Here is a 17,275-nt window from a genome sequence, read left to right as displayed (position 1 = left end):
TTAGCAGAGTCGTCGGCTGCTGGAAGTAATTATTAGTCAGATTTGCTCAACAGACAAATATTCAAGCGTGGAGTTGCGTGTTCTGTTTATGGATGAGCTAAATTTTATAGAATAAGCAAATAAGGTATGTAAAAAGCCCCCCAGAGCCGGGCGCTGGGCCTGCTAACGCAAACGCGCAGTAGCTTATTGCCGGATATGTATCTTCGCCTGACTTCCTCCTCGGCACTGCCTATTCATGTATCGCTATTTTTCTGCTCTCCGCGCCGAGTACACACCCTTACTGCTCTTTGCAGGTCGTTGGCTACTGATTTGTGCCATTGTGGGCGGGCTTGCTGGTACTGCCTCAGCCGGCTTCCTGGTAGCACTGGATTATGTAACGAACTGGCGCGAAACGCACCGCTGGATTATTGCTTTTTTGCCGTTGGGGGGCTTTTTGGTGGGGCTTCTGTACTATTTTTTTGGCCGAAGCGTGGAAGGCGGCAACAACCTGCTGCTCGACGAGATTCATTCTCCGCAAGCTACACTGCCATTGCGCATGGTGCCGCTTGTGCTCATTGGTACGCTGCTGACGCATCTGTTTGGCGGTTCGGCCGGCCGCGAGGGCACTGCTGTGCAAATGGGTGGGGCGCTGGCCGACCAGCTCCGTGGCCCACTCCGCCTACGCCCCCGCGACCGCACATTGCTGCTGATTACGGGCGTCAGCGCTGGTTTTGCTTCCGTATTCGGAACACCGTTGGCGGGTGCCATTTTTGGGCTGGAAGTATTCCTGATTGGTCGGCTGCGCTACGATGCCATTCTGCCCAGCTTTCTGGGGGCCATTTTTGCTGATTACGTCACGCGGCTCTGGGGCGCGGGGCACACGGCTTATCCGTTGCTCGCAGTTCCGGTCCTCTCACCGCTTAGTCTGCTTAGTGCCGCCGCTGCTGGTATCATATTCGGACTAGCTGCTCGAAGCTTTAGTGGCCTTACTCATCTGTTGGGGGGCTTTTTTAAAAGACTGATTGCCTGGCCACCGCTCCGCCCAGTAGTTGGCGGCGCGCTGGTAGCGCTGGCCGTGTGGGTTCTGGGCACCACGCGCTATGTCGGGCTGGGAATTCCTGCAATAGAGGAAGCCCTCAACGTACCCGTGCCACCCTACGATTTTTTGCTCAAGCTCATGCTCACCGCTCTCACCTTGGGCGCCAGCTTTAAGGGGGGCGAAGTCACGCCCTTGTTTTTTATTGGCGCGACCGTAGGCAATGCATTGGCACCCGGCCTAGCCTTGCCTATGCCTTTGCTGGCGGGCATGGGTTTCGTGGCAGTATTTGCCGGCGCGGCCAACACGCCACTTGCCTGTACGCTGATGGCTATGGAGCTATTTGGCCACGAATGCGGCCTATATGCGGGCCTAGCCTGCGTAGTCAGTTATCTGTTTTCGGGCCATCAAGGTATTTATGGGGGGCAAATTATCGGGCAATCCAAACATGGTTTGTGGGCTCGCCAGCAAGGAAAGCGCCTGCGCGATTTATAGCCGATGCGCCACCGCTTAAAATGCCAATAATTGCGCTGCCTGTTCCTCCAGCAACTGCTGATACAGCGGGTTCGTTAGCTTGCCATCGTCACTCAAATACTTGTCAATGGCTGGCAAACGCACACGCGCCGGCAGTACTGCCGTACCCAGATACATCAAAATATCCGTCAGGTGGCTCAAAGCCAAAATGCCTCCTTGCACCCCGGTCGACACACCGATTAATGCTGCTTTTTTACCCCGAATACCGCCAGGATAGGGTAGGCCATCAATAAACGCCTTCAATACGCCGGGGAAAGAGCCATTGTATTCCGGGACCACAAACACCAGCTTGTCGGCATTATTGGTCAGTTCAAAAAGCTCGTTGAAGCCATCGTGCTGACCCGTGTTGGCATAGAGGGCCGAAGTAATAAAGTCTGAAGGTAATTCAGTGAGGTCCAGAAGCTGGCAATCGGCACCCTGGCTTTTCAGCAGGTCAGCGTATAAAACGGCCACCCGACGGGCCCGGGAGTTCGGACGATTTGTCCCGATAATAATAGTAATCATGTACGAAAGAGCGGAAAGTAGAGGGCAAAAAAGAGGGCGAAACGGAAGCCGTTTCGCCCTCTTTCACTATAACAGCACAACCCTATGCTAGGTTGTCAGAAGTAGCTTTCGCGTTGATAAACTCGCGGTTCATCAAGGCAATATTTTCGAGTGAAATACCCACTGGACACTCCGCTGCGCACTGACCAATGTTGGTGCAGGCACCAAAACCTTCTTTGTCCATTTGCGCTACCATGTTTTCTACACGGGTCTTGCGCTCTACCTGGCCTTGTGGCAACAAGGCTAACTGGGAAATCTTAGCGGATACGAAGAGCATAGCCGATGCATTTTTGCAAGCGGCAACGCAGGCACCACACGAAATGCAGGTAGCAGCCTCAAACGCCTTGTCTGCAATGTTCTTCGGAATTGGAATCTCGTTGCCATCGGGTACGCCGCCCGTGTTCACACTCACGTAGCCACCCGCCTGAATAATCCGGTCGAAGGCTGAGCGATCTACGCTCAAGTCGCGGTTTACGGGGAAAGCATTAGCACGCCAGGGCTCAATGGTGATGGTATCGCCATCGCTGAACTTGCGCATGTGGAGTTGGCACGTAGTAGTGCCTTTTTCCGGGCCGTGCGCACGGCCATTAATAAATAAGTCGCAGGAGCCGCAAATGCCTTCGCGGCAGTCGTGGTCGAATGCTACGGGCTCATCGCCTTTCAGCAACAAGCCTTCGTTGAGCACATCCAGCATTTCCAGGAAAGACATTTCGGGCGAAATATCCTTTACCTGATACTCTACTATTTTGCCCTCGCTATTACGGTTGCGCTGCCGCCACACCTTAAGCGTAAGGTTCATCGGTTTTGCATTAGGGTTATTACCGGCCATTTTATGTAGAAAACTGAGAGTTAAGGGGAGAGAAGTGGGGAGTGAAAAGTGAAATAAATCGGGCTAACGTCTCGCTTATTTCTTGTTGCCTCCCACTTCTAGGCTTACTTGTAGCTACGCTGCGTGAGTTTAACGTTTTCGAATTGTAGCTCTTCCTTGTGCAGAACTTCGGGCTGATTGTCACCCGTCCACTCCCAAGCGGCTACGTAAGCGTAATTCTCGTCGTCGCGGAGAGCTTCATTTTCGGGCGTCTGATATTCCTCGCGGAAGTGACCACCGCAGCTTTCGTTGCGATTCAGAGCATCGTCCACCATAAGCTCACCGAGCTCGAGGAAGTCGGCCACACGACCAGCAATTTCCAGCATCTGGTTCAACTCTTCGTTGGTTCCCGTCAGTTTCAGGTCTGACCAGAACTCGCGGCGCAACTTCTGAATCTCCTGCTTGGCAAATTGCAAACCTTCGGCGTTGCGGCTCATACCGCAGTGGTCCCACATAATATGACCAAGCGCTTTATGAAACTCATTTGGCGTCCGGTTGCCCTTAATGCTAAGCAGCTTCTGAGTACGCGCGTGCACTGCTTCTTCCGCTTCCTTAAAGGCTGCGTGCTGTGTGGTAACGGGGGTGGGGGGCATTTGTGCCAGGTAATCGCCTATTGTGTAAGGGATTACGAAGTAGCCATCCGCCAAGCCTTGCATGAGAGCCGAAGCACCCAAGCGGTTAGCGCCGTGGTCAGAGAAGTTACACTCGCCAGTAGCGTACAAGCCTGGAATGGACGTCATCAGGTTGTAATCAACCCACAGGCCACCCATCGTGTAGTGTACTGCTGGGTAAATGCGCATGGGCAGCTCGTACGGGTTTTCGGCGGTGATTTTCTCGTACATGGCAAACAGGTTACCATACTTCTGGCTCACCTTATCAACGCCTTCACGCTTAATAGCGTCGGCAAAGTCGAGGTAAACGGCTAAGCCAGTTGAGCCCACACCGCGACCTTCGTCGCAGGCTTGCTTGGCATTGCGCGAGGCTACGTCGCGGGGTACCAGGTTACCGAAGGAAGGATACTTGCGTTCCAGGAAGTAGTCACGCTCTTCTTCGGGAATATCGGCTACTCGAATTTGCCCCCCACGGAGGCGCTCAGCCATTTCTTTGGTCTTGGGCACCCAAACCCGGCCGTCATTACGCAACGACTCCGACATCAGCGTCAGCTTCGATTGGTAATCGCCGGATACAGGAATACAAGTAGGGTGAATCTGAGTGAAGCAAGGGTTCGCGAAGTAAGCTCCCTTCTTGTGCGCACGCCACGGTGCCGTTACGTTGCAGTATTTGGCGTTTGTGCTCAGATAGAATACGTTGCCGTAACCACCCGTAGCCAGCACCACGGCATGAGCCGCGTGCGTTTCTATTTCACCGGTAATCAGGTTACGCGTTACAATACCGCGGGCTTTGCCATCTACTACTACCAGCTCCAACATTTCGGAGCGGGTGTACATCTTTACTTTGCCGTAAGCAATTTGCCGGCTGAGTGCAGAATAGGCACCCAATAATAGTTGCTGACCGGTTTGGCCCCGCGCGTAGAAGGTTCGGCTTACCTGAGCGCCACCGAAGGAGCGGTTAGCCAACAAGCCACCGTATTCGCGGGCGAAGGGTACACCTTGCGCCACGCATTGGTCAATGATATTAACCGATACCTGAGCCAAGCGATACACGTTTGCCTCACGGGAACGATAGTCACCTCCTTTAATAGTGTCGTAGAACAAGCGAAACACCGAGTCGCCGTCGTTCTGATAGTTCTTCGCAGCATTAATACCACCTTGCGCAGCGATAGAGTGAGCGCGACGGGGCGAATCGTGGTAAGTAAATGCCTTTACATTATAGCCCAACTCTGCCAGCGACGCGGCCGCAGAAGCGCCTGCCAAGCCTGTGCCTACAATAATTACGTCGTATTTCCGCTTGTTAGCGGGATTCACAAGCTTCACACCAAACTTGTGCTTCTCCCACTTTTCGGCGAGAGGTCCCTCAGGAATTTTGGAATCCAGGTTCATCGTAATACGAGGTTAGGACTTATTTAAAAAAGTAGAAGTAGAGCGGCATCGACGCAAACCCGGCACACACGACAATGGCGAAAACATAACCAATGACGCGGATAATGGGCGTGTACTTGCGATGATTCAGGCCCAAGGTCTGAAAGGCGCTGCGGAAGCCGTGTATAAGGTGATAGCATAAAGCTGCTTGCGCGGCCACATAGAGCAACACATACCACCACTGTTTGAAAGAGCTGACCACCAAAGTATATAGGTCGTCATTGTTATTAATATCAGGATCCAGATCACCGAAGCGGGCCCGATAGAAGAAGTTGTACATGTGGACAATCAGGAAAACTAGGATCAGAGTACCAAGCAGCGCCATGCTGCGCGAGTACCACGGGCTGTTTTCTGAAGGACGGCTATCCACGTAGCCTACTTTGCGGGCGGCGCGGTTGCGTACAGCCAAGGTATACGACTCATAAATATGGAAGCCAAAGCCCAGCACTAGTACCCACTCTAAGGTCCTAATAACAGGATTCGTACCCATAAAATGGGAGTAGATATTAAAGGCTGCCCCACCGTCGTCCTTAAACAGCTGGAGGTTACCCACCAAGTGCACAACGAGGAAAGAGCAAAGAAAAAGGCCCGTAATAGCCACAATTAGCTTGCGGCCGATACTACTAGTAAACGTCTTCGTAATCCAACTCATAGGAGTTATTGGTGATTTTAGAAAGGTCGGTTGTATATGGTCAAAGGTAAGGGCCGACCAAGTACGAAACAATCGACATCCGACGTTTAGAAAAGACGTGAATCAATCTGACAGCGGGGCCGTTAGAGCTTCATAGCGAATATGTAACACCACGCGCGCGTTGTTTGTTAGGTAAACAGCGCATTTTTGCTGACCTTCTGCTCTCCGATAAATTGTCTTTAATCGCTCTTTAATATGAAGCTTCCGCTACCTCGACGCGTTAGTTGGTTATTGGTGGGGCTGGTACTTAGTATACTAGCTTCTTTAGGGGTAACGCCCACTGCTCAGGCCTCCCACCTCCGGGCCGGCGACATACAGGCGAAGTCAGACACCACGCTGCCTGTCAGCGCTCGCAACCCGCGGCGCATCTTTTTCAAGATGGTGCTTTACACCGACAACGCCACTTCATCGGTTGATGAAAAGGAAGTGACCATATTTTTTGGAGATGGTACTTGCCCTCCTGGTGGGTTTAAGGTCCCCCGTACGACGTTACGTCAAGTAGCACCTGGTACCCAAATCAACGTCTACTACTTCGAGCATACCTATAATGCTCCGGGTAGCTATTTGGTAAGCTATATTGGTGAATTGCGCAACGCAGGGGTGCTTAACATGTCAGACTCCAATTCGCAAACATTTTATATTTCTACCCGCGTTACTATTGCCCCTGAACTGAATATCAATCGTTCACCGGTATTAAATGCTCCGGCATACGATAGGGCTGGTGTCAATCAGGTATGGCTGCATAATCCGGCTGCCTCGGATGCCGATGGGGACTCCTTGGTATTTGAACTGCGCCCCAGCCAGCAAGTTGCCGGTGGAGTACCTGGAACGGTTGATATAGATAAATGCCAGCCCCGGCCGACAGTAACTAATAATTATGTTTTCCCTCACCTGACCCCACCACGTGGAGTGCAGGTGCCCTATCTGAATGACCCTGGGGGCGGGCAATCCACCTTCACGCAGGACCGACGAACGGGGCAGATTGTCTGGAATGCCCCCAATCGAGTAGGGCTCTATAATTTTGCCTTTGCCGTCTTAGAGTACCGCCGAACCGGTACGGGGCCCGCCCGCTTGATTGGGGAGGTAATCCGGGATATGCAGATCCTGGTGGAACCCACGAATAATCTGCGGCCTACGATTACCATTCCGCAAGACCTGTGCGTGATTGCCGGTACGCCCATTACGGCCAGCGTGACGGCCACGGACCCGAATAATGATAAGATAACACTAGCGGCCTTCGGGGGCATTTTCCCGCCGGCCACCTTTGTGCAGAATGCCACGGGGCCCCCGCAGGCCAGTGGCACGTTTCGCTGGACGCCCCAGTGTACGGATGTGGCGTCCGATCCCTATACCGTGGTTTTCAAAGCCGACGATATTCCGCCCTCGGGCACCGTCTTAATTGATGAGAAGGCGTGGCGCATTACGGTCGTGGGGCCGCCGCCCCAGAACTTAGGGGTGCGGGGCGAAGGCAATACGGCCATTTTGACTTGGGACCGGTATACGTGCAGTAATGCTAGTCGAATTCTCATTTATCGGAAAGAAGGCCCCTCTAATTTCACGCCGGGCCCGTGCGAGACTGGTATTCCAGCTTCCTCCGGTTTTGTGCAGGTCGGATCGGTGCCCGTCGGCACGGATATTTTTCGGGATGACCGGGGCGGCCTGGGCTTGGAGCGGGGCAAAAACTATTGCTACCGGATTTACGCCGAGTTTCCGCGGCCCAAAGGCGGGGCCAGCATTGCCTCGGCCGAGGTGTGCCTGAATCTGCAAGGCCGCAGCGCCGTGCTGACTAATGTGACCGTCGATCGGACGGATGCCACCAACGGCGCCATTACGGTGCGTTGGACCAAGCCCTTCAGCCAAAGCGGTTTCCTGCCGCCTGTAGGCTACCGCCTGCTCCGTTCAGTTGGTACGGGCACGCCGACGGTGGTCTTCACCACCAATAACCTGGACGAGCTCTCGTTTGTGGATACAGGTATAAACACGTTGGCTAACACCTTCACCTACCGGCTGGAATTCTTTAGCAACGCCGTGGCCGGACCCGGCTCGGCCGTGCTGACGGAAACCTCTACTGCCTCCAGCGTGCGGCTGGAAGGCACGGCCGATGTCTCAAACCCGAATCTGAACCGCATTACGCTGAACTGGACCTACACGGTGCCGTGGAATAATGCGCTGCGGCCCACGACTATCTATCGGCGGGACCCTGCGCCGGGCAGTGCGTTTGTGCCGGTGGGCACCGTGACGGGCACGGCGACGGGGGGCACCTTTGTCGATCAGGGGACGACGGCGCAGCCCTTGCGCAAAGGCCAGGTATACTGCTATTATGTGGAAACCAACGGCACGTACAGCAACCCGGATATTCCCGACCCCCTGTTAAATAAGAGCCAGGAGAAGTGCATTGCCCTCAATACGGTGCCGTGTCCGCCGGTGCTGACGCTGGTGCAAACCAACTGCGACAGCTTGGCGGCGCTGCCGAGCTTCCCGGCACCTAATCAGGTATACAGCAACAAGCTGCGCTGGACGCTAGGCAATACGCCCGCCGATTGCAGCCGCGAAATCGCCTACTACCGGATTCTGTATCGGGAAACGCCCGAAGGACCGCTCGTGGCCATCGACTCGGTGACGCAGCAGAGCTACGTGGACCGATTGGATCGGGATCGGCCCAACCGGCCCGGCAAGGCCACCTTTGCGGGCTGCTATGCCATTCAGGCTGTGGATGCGGTCGGCAACCGCAGTGCACTCAGTAATATCGAGTGCAAAGACAACTGCTTGTTTTTTGTGTTGCCCAACATCTTCACGCCCAACGCCGACCAGCGCAACGACACGTTCCGGCCGAAAGTAGCGAGCCCGATCCGCCGCACGCGTTTCCAAGCCTTTAACCGCTGGGGCGTGAAGGTGTATGAAAGCGACCAGAAGCCGTTGATTGACTGGGAAGGCACCAGCAACGCGACCGAAGGTAAAGCGGGCGTGAAACTGACCGAAGGCGTGTACTACTACATTGCGGAGGTGGAATTCGCCGATTTCAACAGCACCAAGCGGACCTACAAAGGCTGGGTGGAAATCACGCGCTGATTTCCTTTTCCATAAGGTGTTTATTTACAGGGCGAGCCAGCAGGTTCGCCCTGTTCATTTCTGGTAGGCCGTAAAAACAGTTGCTGGGGGGCTTTTTTGGGCTTACCACTCAATTTGTGCAGCTTGCGCGACCGTTGAGTTGGCTGCGAAGCCCCTCATTAAACCCAACTAATTCCAAATATCGCTTCAAACCGCGCTTTATGAAAGCAGTCATTTTTCCCGGCCAGGGTAGTCAGTTTAGCGGTATGGGCCGCGACCTTTACGAGCAGCAGCCAGCCGTACGCCAGTTATTCGACCAAGCCAACAACATCCTGGGCTTTCGCCTCACCGATATCATGTTCACTGGCTCCGACGAAGATCTGCGCCAAACCAATGTCACCCAGCCAGCCATTTTTCTGCACTCGGTGGCCTTGGCCGCGAGCCTCCCAGAACTAGTTCCCAGTATGGTAGCTGGTCATTCGTTGGGCGAGTTTTCGGCGCTGGTGGCGGCTAAGGTGCTGAAGTTTGAGGATGCGCTGCAACTAGTGGCACAGCGGGCGCAGGCCATGCAAGCGGCCTGTGAAGAACAACCTGGCACCATGGCCGCGATTCTGGGTTTGGATGATGACATAGTGGTGCGCATCTGTCAGGAAATCAGCCAAAAAGGCGATATCGTGGTTGCTGCCAACTTTAACTGCCCCGGTCAGCTGGTTATTTCGGGTACTCAGCAGGGCATCACGATTGCGTGCGAGCAGTTGAAAGCGGCTGGTGCCAAGCGTGCGCTGCCCTTAAGCGTCGGGGGGGCTTTTCACTCTCCGCTTATGCAATCGGCGGAAGCTGCCTTGGCCCGCGCCATCGAAACGACACCTTTCGCGGCTGGTATTTGCCCGGTGTACCAAAACGTAGACGCTGCCCCGCACCGTGACCCTAACGAAATTCGCGAAAACCTCGTGCGCCAATTGACCGCTCCTGTACGCTGGACCCAGCTCATTCAACAGATGGCGCAGGACGGCGCTACGGAATTCGTAGAGTGCGGACCGGGTAAAGTATTGCAGGGCTTAGTCAAGAAAATTGCCCCCCAGGTGGCTGCCAGTTCGGCTGTATAAACAGTTGATTAGCTTTAGATGAGAAAAGCCGCGCTGCATACTTGTAGCGCGTCTTTTCTCATCTGAGTTTTTGCGCTAGTTAGCCTCAGAGGTATAATACTGTGTCACAGGCAACACATCGGTGCAAGCTGCCAACAGTTCGGTTACTGTTTGCCCAAACACTGGATGCACGGTCGTCGCAGCAATTTCAGCTAGCGGCACCAAGGCAAAACGCCGTTGGGGCAAGGCCGGGTGAGGAACCACTAGCCTGGACGAATCCAGGACCAACTCATCATACAGCAGAATATCTACATCCAAGGTGCGCGCATCCCAGCGCACGCGCCGTTCTCGGCCAGCCAGTTGCTCCACGTGCAGACAGACATCCAGCAATACTTCGGGGGGCAAATTTGTGCGAAGCTGCACTGCTTGGTTCAGAAAGGCAGGCTGCTGCTCCAAGCCCCACGCGGCGGTTTCGTAAAGAGATGACGTAGAAGATATCGTCCCAGCCAACTCGTTGAGTTGCTGCACGGCGGCGCGTAATGTGGCGGCTCGGTCGCCGAGGTTGCTGCCGAGCAGAAGGTAAGCCGTATGATTCTGGATGGAGGCCAAGCTATTTAATGCCCTGGAAGAAGGCTATCGTACGGTCGGCGACTTCCTGCGCTAGGGTTGGCAACTGGTCCTCATCCCAGGGGTGCTTGCCACCAAACATATGGCCAGCGCCGGGCAGAATAACCAGCTCGGCGTCGGGTTTCCAACTCTTTAAGTTGTGGGCCATTGTTACGGGCAAGGTTTCGTCTTCGTCGCCGTGGAGGATAAGGAGTGGCTGGCTCAGCTTTTCACGCACATTCCCTGGGATATCCAGCCGTTCTTTATTGGCTTGAAAATCTTCAACCAGCTGATAGTACAGCGGCATGCGCTGACCAGTGCGGGTGTTGTCGATGTATTGCACGCCCTCGGCTTGCCACCGCTTCATCACCTCCTCCGACCAGCGCTGATCAATGTCGCTGATAGGCGCCCAAGCGGCTACGGCGCGCACGCGCGCATCTTCGGCTGCCTTCAGCATAGCTAGCCCGCCGCCCCGGCTGTGACCCACCAGAAATAGGCGACTCAAATCCATCTCAGGGGCTGGAATGGGCGCTTCGCCGTGCCAATAAAGACTGTCGAGCAATGCGCCCAGATCGTCCAGTTCCAGGCTGAAATTGTTGTTGCCAAAGGCTTCCAGGTCTTCCAGGTCGCCGGTGCCGCCGGGCACAATGCCGTTGTGCGAGAGGTTGAGCTTGATAAACACAAAGCCCTGGCGCGCAAAGTAGTCGGCCAGCACGTTGAAATGGCCCCAATCTTTGAAGCCTTTAAAGCCATGGACAAACACGACTACCGGCTTAGGCTGGCCATCGGGCAGAAAGCGGGCATCAGCGGCAAAAGGCCGGCTGTGGCGGGAGCAGGTTAACAGGAACTCAACGCCGGTAGGAGAGAGGCTGGGGGGCATTTTGGTACCGATTAAGTAGAGAAGCAAAAGTAAGCTACGAAATTTGCCCCCCACAGAGTTGGAATGAACAAAGCGCAAGAACAGCGCCGCGGTAGCCAGTTAGGAAACTGGGCGGCAGCCGCGTATCATTGCAGCGCCCAATGCCCCGCATGAAAGGAACGCTCGACGTGATACAGGCCCCGATAGCGGCCGAAATGGAGGAATTTGAACGCAAATTCCGGGCTTCGATGCAGACCAAAGTACTGCTGCTCGACAAGATCATGGGCTACATCATTAAGCGCAAAGGCAAGCAGCTGCGCCCGATGTTCGTGTTCTTCACGGCCAAAATCAGCGGCGGCGACCCACTGCCGGAAGCTACCTTTCGGGGTGCGGCACTTATTGAGCTGCTGCACACGGCTACCCTCGTGCACGATGATGTGGTGGACGAAAGCAACTACCGCCGCGGCTTCTTTTCCATTAATGCGCTCTGGAAAAACAAGATTGCCGTACTTGTAGGCGATTATTTACTATCCCGCGGCTTGCAGTTGGCTTTGGAGCACGACGATTTCGACCTGCTCAAAATCGTAAATAACGCGGTGCGGGAGCTGAGCGAAGGTGAACTGCTGCAAATTGAGAAAGCCCGCCGCCTCGATATTACCGAAGACGTGTACTTTGACATCATCCGCCAAAAAACGGCTTCGCTCATCGCTTCCTGCTGCGCCGTGGGCGCTGCCTCGGCTGGGGCCGATAAGGAAACGATTGAGCGGGCCCGGCTTTTCGGGGAAAAAGTAGGTATGGCTTTCCAGATCAAAGACGACCTGTTCGACTTTGGCACCGACGAAATCGGCAAGCCCGTGGGCATCGATATCAAGGAGAAAAAGATGACGCTGCCGCTCATCTATTCCCTGCAGCAGGTCGATTGGCTGACCAAGCGCCGCGTCATTTTTAACGTCAAAAACAACGACGGCCGCAAAGACCGGGTGCAGGCCGTAATCGAGTTTGTGAAGAAAACCGGTGGCCTCGAATACGCTGTGCAGGTGATGGAACGTTACCGCGACGAGGCGCTAACCATTCTGCGCACATTCCCGGAGTCGCCTTCGCGCGTGTCGCTGGAGCAGCTGATCAATTACACGATCGAACGGGAGAAATAGGCTTGTAACGCCTAGTCTAGCAGGGTTTGCATAAACGGGTCGTGGAAGTCGGCGGCGAAGTGGAGGACGTTATGTAGATCCGCAAACTCTGATTCTTCGTGCGTGGTGGTGAGGACCACTGCATTCATTCCCGCGTTTTTAGCGGCTTCTACGCCCTTGGGCACGTCTTCAAACACGAGGCAATCGGCGGGCGCCGCGCCCAGCTGCTCGGCCGCTTTCAGGAACGTTTCGGGGTGGGGCTTGCTCAGCGTGACATCGGCGGCACTGACCACGGCCGTGAAGTAGTGGCGGATGTGGAGGTTATCCAGCACAAAATCGATGTTGAACGGAATGGCCGCCGAGCCGATGGCCATTGGAATTCCGCGCTGGTGGGCGGCGGCCAGAAACTCAGGTAAGCCGGGCAGCAGCTGCAAGTGTGGACGGTACTCCTCTTGGTAGCGCTTTTCTTTTTCCAGAGATAAGCTTTCCATTTCTGCCGCCGTGAACTTATCGGGGCCAAACACCCGCACCAGCAGCTCTTGATTCTTACCATACATCTGGGTTTTGACCTCATCCCAGGTAAAATTGCCCCCCAGGTCATTGTTGAGCAAGGATTGCCACGAGCGGGTGTGGTACTCCATGTCGTGGATCATGGTACCGTTCAGATCGAAAATGAAAGCTTTCATTCGTTTATTTAATAGAGAAAAAGCGCAATAGGATGAATCCCGAGGTCAGACAAGGCTTCAAACAACAAGCCTGACGACTGCCATGTAAGCAGCCATCAGGCCTGAAAATGTATTGTGTAAAGACCCATTGAAGATTGCCCCCGACGGGTACTGATGGCTATACTTCGGGCTCAGCAATCTGGTAGCTCACGCTTTCGGGCTTCACTTCCGACACATCAAACTGCACGCCTTCGAAGGTGCTGCGCACGGTGATAGCATGCACCATATCGCAGCCGGGGCACTTGATTTCCTCGGTTTCAAATTGGCCGTCGTCTTCCATGGAGTTGGCCAGCAAATCGGGAGCCGGTACGCCGATCAGGTCGGTGAAAACTTCGGTGTTGCAGTGGTTGCACTCAAATTTTAGACCTACGGTGCGGCCTTGTAGCTCATCGAGTGGGGCAGGAGTGCCGGGTTTTTGCTGAATCCACATAGGGAGGAAGTGTTTGGTTTTTGGAGATAATTAGGAGCGGCAACGGCAGCGCCACGTGGTGGGTACCGTTGAGATGGTGTACGCAGGGCGTAGGGTTTTGTGTTACTCTTCGCCAAAAAGCCCCCCAGCGAACTAAAAACGGCGACTTACGAGGCGAGAGCATTCACTTATTTTCTGTAACCAGAAAAGCCAAGACAGGTGTAATTTGAAGTCGGCTTAACCCGTTCGTGTATGTCTGCTATTTCTCAACCGGTCGCTAAAAAGCTGCCCGAGGTGCCGCGCCTACAGTCGTTGCGCAACTCTATTACGCTGGCGGCCAATCCAATTCCGGTGCTCAATGGCTACCTGGATACGTACGGCGACACTATTGTAGTGTATCTGGGGGGCATTCGGCGCACTGTGCTCACCCGCGACCCTGGTTTGGTGCAGCACATGTTGCAGAAAAACCACCGCAACTATCCCAAGTCCGAACTGTCGCACGGGGTGGCGCGCTACCTTGGTCATGGCCTGCTCACCAGCGAAGGCAGCTATTGGCTCCAGCAGCGCCGCCTGATTCAGCCGGGCTTCCATCGGCAGCGCATCAGCAGCTTGGTTACGCTGATGCAAGCCGAGATAAATGAGTGCTTGGAGCCGCTGGAGCGCCAGTTGAGCCAGCCGGGCAGCTATGTAGAAGTGGCCGTGCATGAGCTCATGACCACGACGGCGTTTCGGATTATTGCGCGCTCGGTGTTTAGTAATAGCTTGGCGGAAGCTCAACTGCACAGAATGGCCGAGTTGCTAACTGCTATTCAAGCTTTTTACGTCCGCACCGTTCGGCAGCCGTATCTGCGGCCTTGGCAGCACGCTAGGGGGCAATTTCAGCACCACGACCAGCTGGCGGCCGAGCTGCGGGATATTGTGCGCGGCTACATCCGGCGGCGAAAGCAAACCAGCGGTCCGCCGCCCGATGACCTATTACAAATGCTGCTCGATGCGCGCTACGAAGACAATGGCGAGCCGATGACCGAAGAGCAAGTGCTCGACGAGGCCGCCATAATTTTGGTAGCGGGCCACGAAACGTCGGCCAATGCGTTGTCGTGGATGTGGTATTTGCTGGCTCAGCACCCGCAAGTAGTAGCAAAGCTGCGCACCGAAATGACCCAAGTGCTCGGCGACCGGCCCGCCACCTTCGCCGATTTGCCCAGCTTAGGCTATTCGCTGCAAGTCATTCAGGAAACTATGCGCCTGTACCCGCCCGCCTGGATTCTGGACCGTGTGGCTCAGGAGGATGATACCTACAACGGATTAGAATTACCGAAAGGCACCCTCATATCAGGATATCTGTATGGTATTCACCACTCCGCCAAGCTCTGGGACGAGCCCGAATCCTTCCGCCCCGAGCGCTTTGGCCCCGACCAGATTCGACAACAAGCGCCCTATGCGTACATACCATTTGGCGGTGGTCCGCGGCTGTGCATCGGCAATCAGTTTGCCCTCACCGAAATGCAGCTGGTGCTCCTGGAAATGCTGCGTCGTTTTGATATCGAAGCGGTAGCTCAGCCGCCCATTGATCTATTGCCGATGATTACGCTCCGACCCCGGCAGGAAATAAAGGTGCGCTTTCGGCGGCGCCAGGCATAGTGGCCTTCATCGTATCTTCAGTTCTAGAATTACCTGCTAACTATCCCAACAAATTCTGCCCATTGTCCATGCTATCCTTACGTGATGCGCCTGCTCCGCTGGTGCCCCCACTCGAAACACCCGATCTGCTGCTGCGTGGCCCACAGCCTAGCGACCTGCCAGCGGCCGCGGCCCTGCACCAACACCCCGATTTCTACCGCTTTCTGGGTGGCAAACCGCACACGGAGGAAGACGTGTGGCGGCGTATGCTCGGCCAGTTGGGGCATTGGGCGATGTTTGGATACGGGAGTTGGACTATTGAGGAAAAAGCGACTGGTCAATACGTCGGCTCCGTAGGTTTCTTCGATTTTCAGCGCGACCTGACGCCCTCCCTCAAAGGGACTTTAGAAGGCGGCTGGGTCCTAGATCCTCGCCTACATGGCCGCGGCTACGCTTCCCAGGCCGTGCAGGCCGCGCTGGAGTGGATTGAGCCTCGCTTTCCCACCGCCCGCCTGACCTGCATCATCGACCCCGGCAATGCGGCCTCGTTAGGGTTGGCCCGCAAGTTTGGATTTCACGAATTTGCTCGCGCCATTTACCACGATGCGCCTATTGTGCTGTTGGAACGCGCCCGGTAGCTGAGTTGTGCAACCGCACCGTTTCTCATTATGATTGAAATGATGGGCTTCTCAAAACTGAAAAAGCCCGTTTCCTGATTAAGAAACGGGCTTTTTGCTACTAAAACTACTCCTTCACCAGCTCATCAATCGTCTGGTTGAAGTCGGCTACAAACTCATCGTAGTACTTGCCGGTGCCGGGGCCCGAGAAGCCGGTGTGAATCTTCCGCACGTCGCCTTTTTTGTCGAGGATAATAGTGGTGGGGAAGGCCAGAACTTTGTTGATTTGGGGCAACGCTTTGCCTGCGGCGTCTTTGTCGGCAATGCCGGCTACCGCCAGGTCGTAGCCCACATTGAGGCGCTCCTTCATCTTGATAAGGCGCTCAGCGGCTTTTTTCTGATCAGGACTACGCTCGAAACCGAGGCCGATTACTTCTACGCCGCGGCTTTTATTTTTCTCGTACCAGGGAGCCAGAAAGTTGGTTTCGTCCATGCAGTTCGGGCACCACGAGCCGAGCAACTGTACTACCACTACTTTGCCTTTGTACTTGGGGTCGGAAGGGGAGATGGAGCCGCCTTCGTAGATATTGGGGAATTTGAAGTCGAGCTTTTTCTCGCCGGGCTTCAGGAAAGTGAGCGAGTTGGCGTCAGGTAGCTTGGCGTTGGCGTCAAGTCGGGCGGTCCAGGTTTCGTGGCCGCTTTTGCCGCTGTAGAAATCTCCGTTAATAATGGTGTTGGTATCGCTATTGCCCGTGGCCGTAAAGAGATACCCGTGGTTTCCGTCAAAAGTGGAAAGCTGAAGTTTGTTGCCATCTACCTGTCCATCTAAGTAGCGATAATCGCCGGTAGTAGTCAGGAAAGTGCCTTTTACGTCGTTGCCATTCTGCTTGAATACGCCCACAGCAGGGTACGTCTGGCCTTCATCATCTTTAAAAGTAACGCTCCAGGTGCCGTCGAAAGACTGTGGCTTGCCCGACGCGGTGGTGAATAATTTTTGCCCCCCAAGCGTGGCCGCAAACGGCACCCGGTATGGCTCCTTCGCATCGTATTTCACCCACGTGCCTTTCAGCTTATCCGCGCCATCGGCCCGCACGACCAAGGCCGCATCGAACACGCCCAGCGTAATCGTGGTGGAGTCGCTGGCCGTGGTGATTTCGTCGAGCTTCAGGCGCTCCTCGCCGTTGCGTAGGTACACCACCGATTTGCCCTCCACGGCTTCTACATCAAACAAAAACGGTATTTCCTGACCCTGCGTCGAGAGCACCGCGCGCCAAGTACCGGGCTTAAGGGCAGAAGCAGCGCTAGATTCATTTTGCACAGCAGCAGTATTTTCAGACGACGAATTGGATTGACAGGCACCCAGGCTCAATAGCAAAACTGTAACTAAGGCTGGGGGGCAAATTTTGGAACGCAGCGACATAAACGGGAGGAAATACGAAGGAAACACAGACTGAAACTGCACGGGGCAATTTTAGGTTTTAGCAAG

At 54.9% G+C, this 17,275-nt stretch carries 15 protein-coding genes; 6 read left to right on the top strand and 9 right to left on the bottom strand.

Going from position 1 to position 17,275, the window contains the following annotated elements; genetic code table 11:
• Positions 1–235 precede the first annotated feature (235 nt).
• A complete protein-coding gene (locus EPD59_RS15660; protein WP_133273603.1) occupies positions 236–1,510 on the top strand; it encodes a voltage-gated chloride channel family protein in 1,275 nt (424 codons plus the stop codon).
• A gap of 15 nt (positions 1,511–1,525) precedes the next feature.
• Here EPD59_RS15660 and EPD59_RS15655 read toward each other — a convergent pair whose 3' ends face one another.
• From EPD59_RS15655 to EPD59_RS15640, 4 genes are all read right to left on the bottom strand, one after another.
• The gene (locus EPD59_RS15655) at positions 1,526–2,053 is read right to left on the bottom strand and encodes an NADPH-dependent FMN reductase (RefSeq protein WP_133273602.1); all 528 of its coding nucleotides are present in this window, start codon (positions 2,051–2,053) and stop codon (positions 1,526–1,528) included.
• 82 nt (positions 2,054–2,135) lie between these two features.
• On the bottom strand, positions 2,136–2,891 hold the full coding sequence (locus EPD59_RS15650; RefSeq protein WP_133273601.1) for a succinate dehydrogenase/fumarate reductase iron-sulfur subunit: 756 nt from the start codon (positions 2,889–2,891) through the stop codon (positions 2,136–2,138).
• Positions 2,892–3,025: 134 nt separating this feature from the next.
• A complete protein-coding gene (locus EPD59_RS15645) occupies positions 3,026–4,960 on the bottom strand; it encodes a fumarate reductase/succinate dehydrogenase flavoprotein subunit (protein ID WP_133273600.1) in 1,935 nt (644 codons plus the stop codon).
• A 19-nt stretch (positions 4,961–4,979) separates the two neighbouring features.
• Positions 4,980–5,651 (bottom strand): succinate dehydrogenase cytochrome b subunit, encoded by a 672-nt coding sequence (locus EPD59_RS15640; RefSeq protein ID WP_133273599.1) that lies wholly within the window; start codon positions 5,649–5,651, stop codon positions 4,980–4,982.
• 234 nt (positions 5,652–5,885) lie between these two features.
• On the opposite strand from EPD59_RS15640, the gene EPD59_RS15635 reads away from it, so the two are divergent.
• Together EPD59_RS15635 and fabD are read left to right on the top strand one after the other, a co-directional pair.
• The gene (locus EPD59_RS15635) at positions 5,886–8,759 is read left to right on the top strand and encodes a T9SS type B sorting domain-containing protein (protein WP_133273598.1); all 2,874 of its coding nucleotides are present in this window, start codon (positions 5,886–5,888) and stop codon (positions 8,757–8,759) included.
• A 200-nt stretch (positions 8,760–8,959) separates the two neighbouring features.
• Positions 8,960–9,844: an ACP S-malonyltransferase gene (gene fabD / locus EPD59_RS15630; RefSeq protein ID WP_133273597.1), complete on the top strand. Its 885-nt coding sequence runs from the start codon at positions 8,960–8,962 to the stop codon at positions 9,842–9,844.
• Between the two features lie 75 nt (positions 9,845–9,919).
• On the opposite strand, the gene folK is transcribed toward fabD, so the two are convergent.
• Complete coding sequence (gene folK / locus EPD59_RS15625; RefSeq protein ID WP_240731448.1) at positions 9,920–10,432, bottom strand: 2-amino-4-hydroxy-6-hydroxymethyldihydropteridine diphosphokinase; 513 nt, start codon at positions 10,430–10,432, stop codon at positions 9,920–9,922.
• Position 10,433: 1 nt separating this feature from the next.
• On the bottom strand, positions 10,434–11,336 hold the full coding sequence (locus tag EPD59_RS15620) for an alpha/beta hydrolase family protein (protein ID WP_240731447.1): 903 nt from the start codon (positions 11,334–11,336) through the stop codon (positions 10,434–10,436).
• Positions 11,337–11,458: 122 nt separating this feature from the next.
• On the opposite strand from EPD59_RS15620, the gene EPD59_RS15615 reads away from it, so the two are divergent.
• Positions 11,459–12,439, top strand: coding sequence for a polyprenyl synthetase family protein (locus EPD59_RS15615; RefSeq protein ID WP_133273596.1), 981 nt, complete (start codon positions 11,459–11,461; stop codon positions 12,437–12,439).
• Between the two features lie 11 nt (positions 12,440–12,450).
• On the opposite strand, the gene EPD59_RS15610 is transcribed toward EPD59_RS15615, so the two are convergent.
• Together EPD59_RS15610 and EPD59_RS15605 are read right to left on the bottom strand one after the other, a co-directional pair.
• On the bottom strand, positions 12,451–13,104 hold the full coding sequence (locus EPD59_RS15610) for an HAD family hydrolase (RefSeq protein WP_133273595.1): 654 nt from the start codon (positions 13,102–13,104) through the stop codon (positions 12,451–12,453).
• Positions 13,105–13,261: 157 nt separating this feature from the next.
• A complete protein-coding gene (locus tag EPD59_RS15605; protein WP_133273594.1) occupies positions 13,262–13,573 on the bottom strand; it encodes a hypothetical protein in 312 nt (103 codons plus the stop codon).
• 231 nt (positions 13,574–13,804) lie between these two features.
• On the opposite strand from EPD59_RS15605, the gene EPD59_RS15600 reads away from it, so the two are divergent.
• On the top strand, positions 13,805–15,193 hold the full coding sequence (locus EPD59_RS15600) for a cytochrome P450 (protein ID WP_133273593.1): 1,389 nt from the start codon (positions 13,805–13,807) through the stop codon (positions 15,191–15,193).
• 68 nt (positions 15,194–15,261) lie between these two features.
• Positions 15,262–15,810, top strand: a complete 549-nt coding sequence (locus tag EPD59_RS15595) for a GNAT family N-acetyltransferase (protein WP_133273592.1) — start codon at positions 15,262–15,264, stop codon at positions 15,808–15,810.
• 106 nt (positions 15,811–15,916) lie between these two features.
• Here EPD59_RS15595 and EPD59_RS15590 read toward each other — a convergent pair whose 3' ends face one another.
• Positions 15,917–17,107, bottom strand: a complete 1,191-nt coding sequence (locus tag EPD59_RS15590; RefSeq protein WP_240731446.1) for a peroxiredoxin family protein — start codon at positions 17,105–17,107, stop codon at positions 15,917–15,919.
• Positions 17,108–17,275: the final 168 nt, after the last annotated feature.

Source organism: Hymenobacter radiodurans (assembly GCF_004355185.1).
GTDB classification, from domain to species: domain Bacteria; phylum Bacteroidota; class Bacteroidia; order Cytophagales; family Hymenobacteraceae; genus Hymenobacter; species Hymenobacter radiodurans.
The sequence above is the reverse complement of the archived record's forward strand: the minus strand, read 5'-3'. Positions and strand labels throughout refer to the sequence as shown.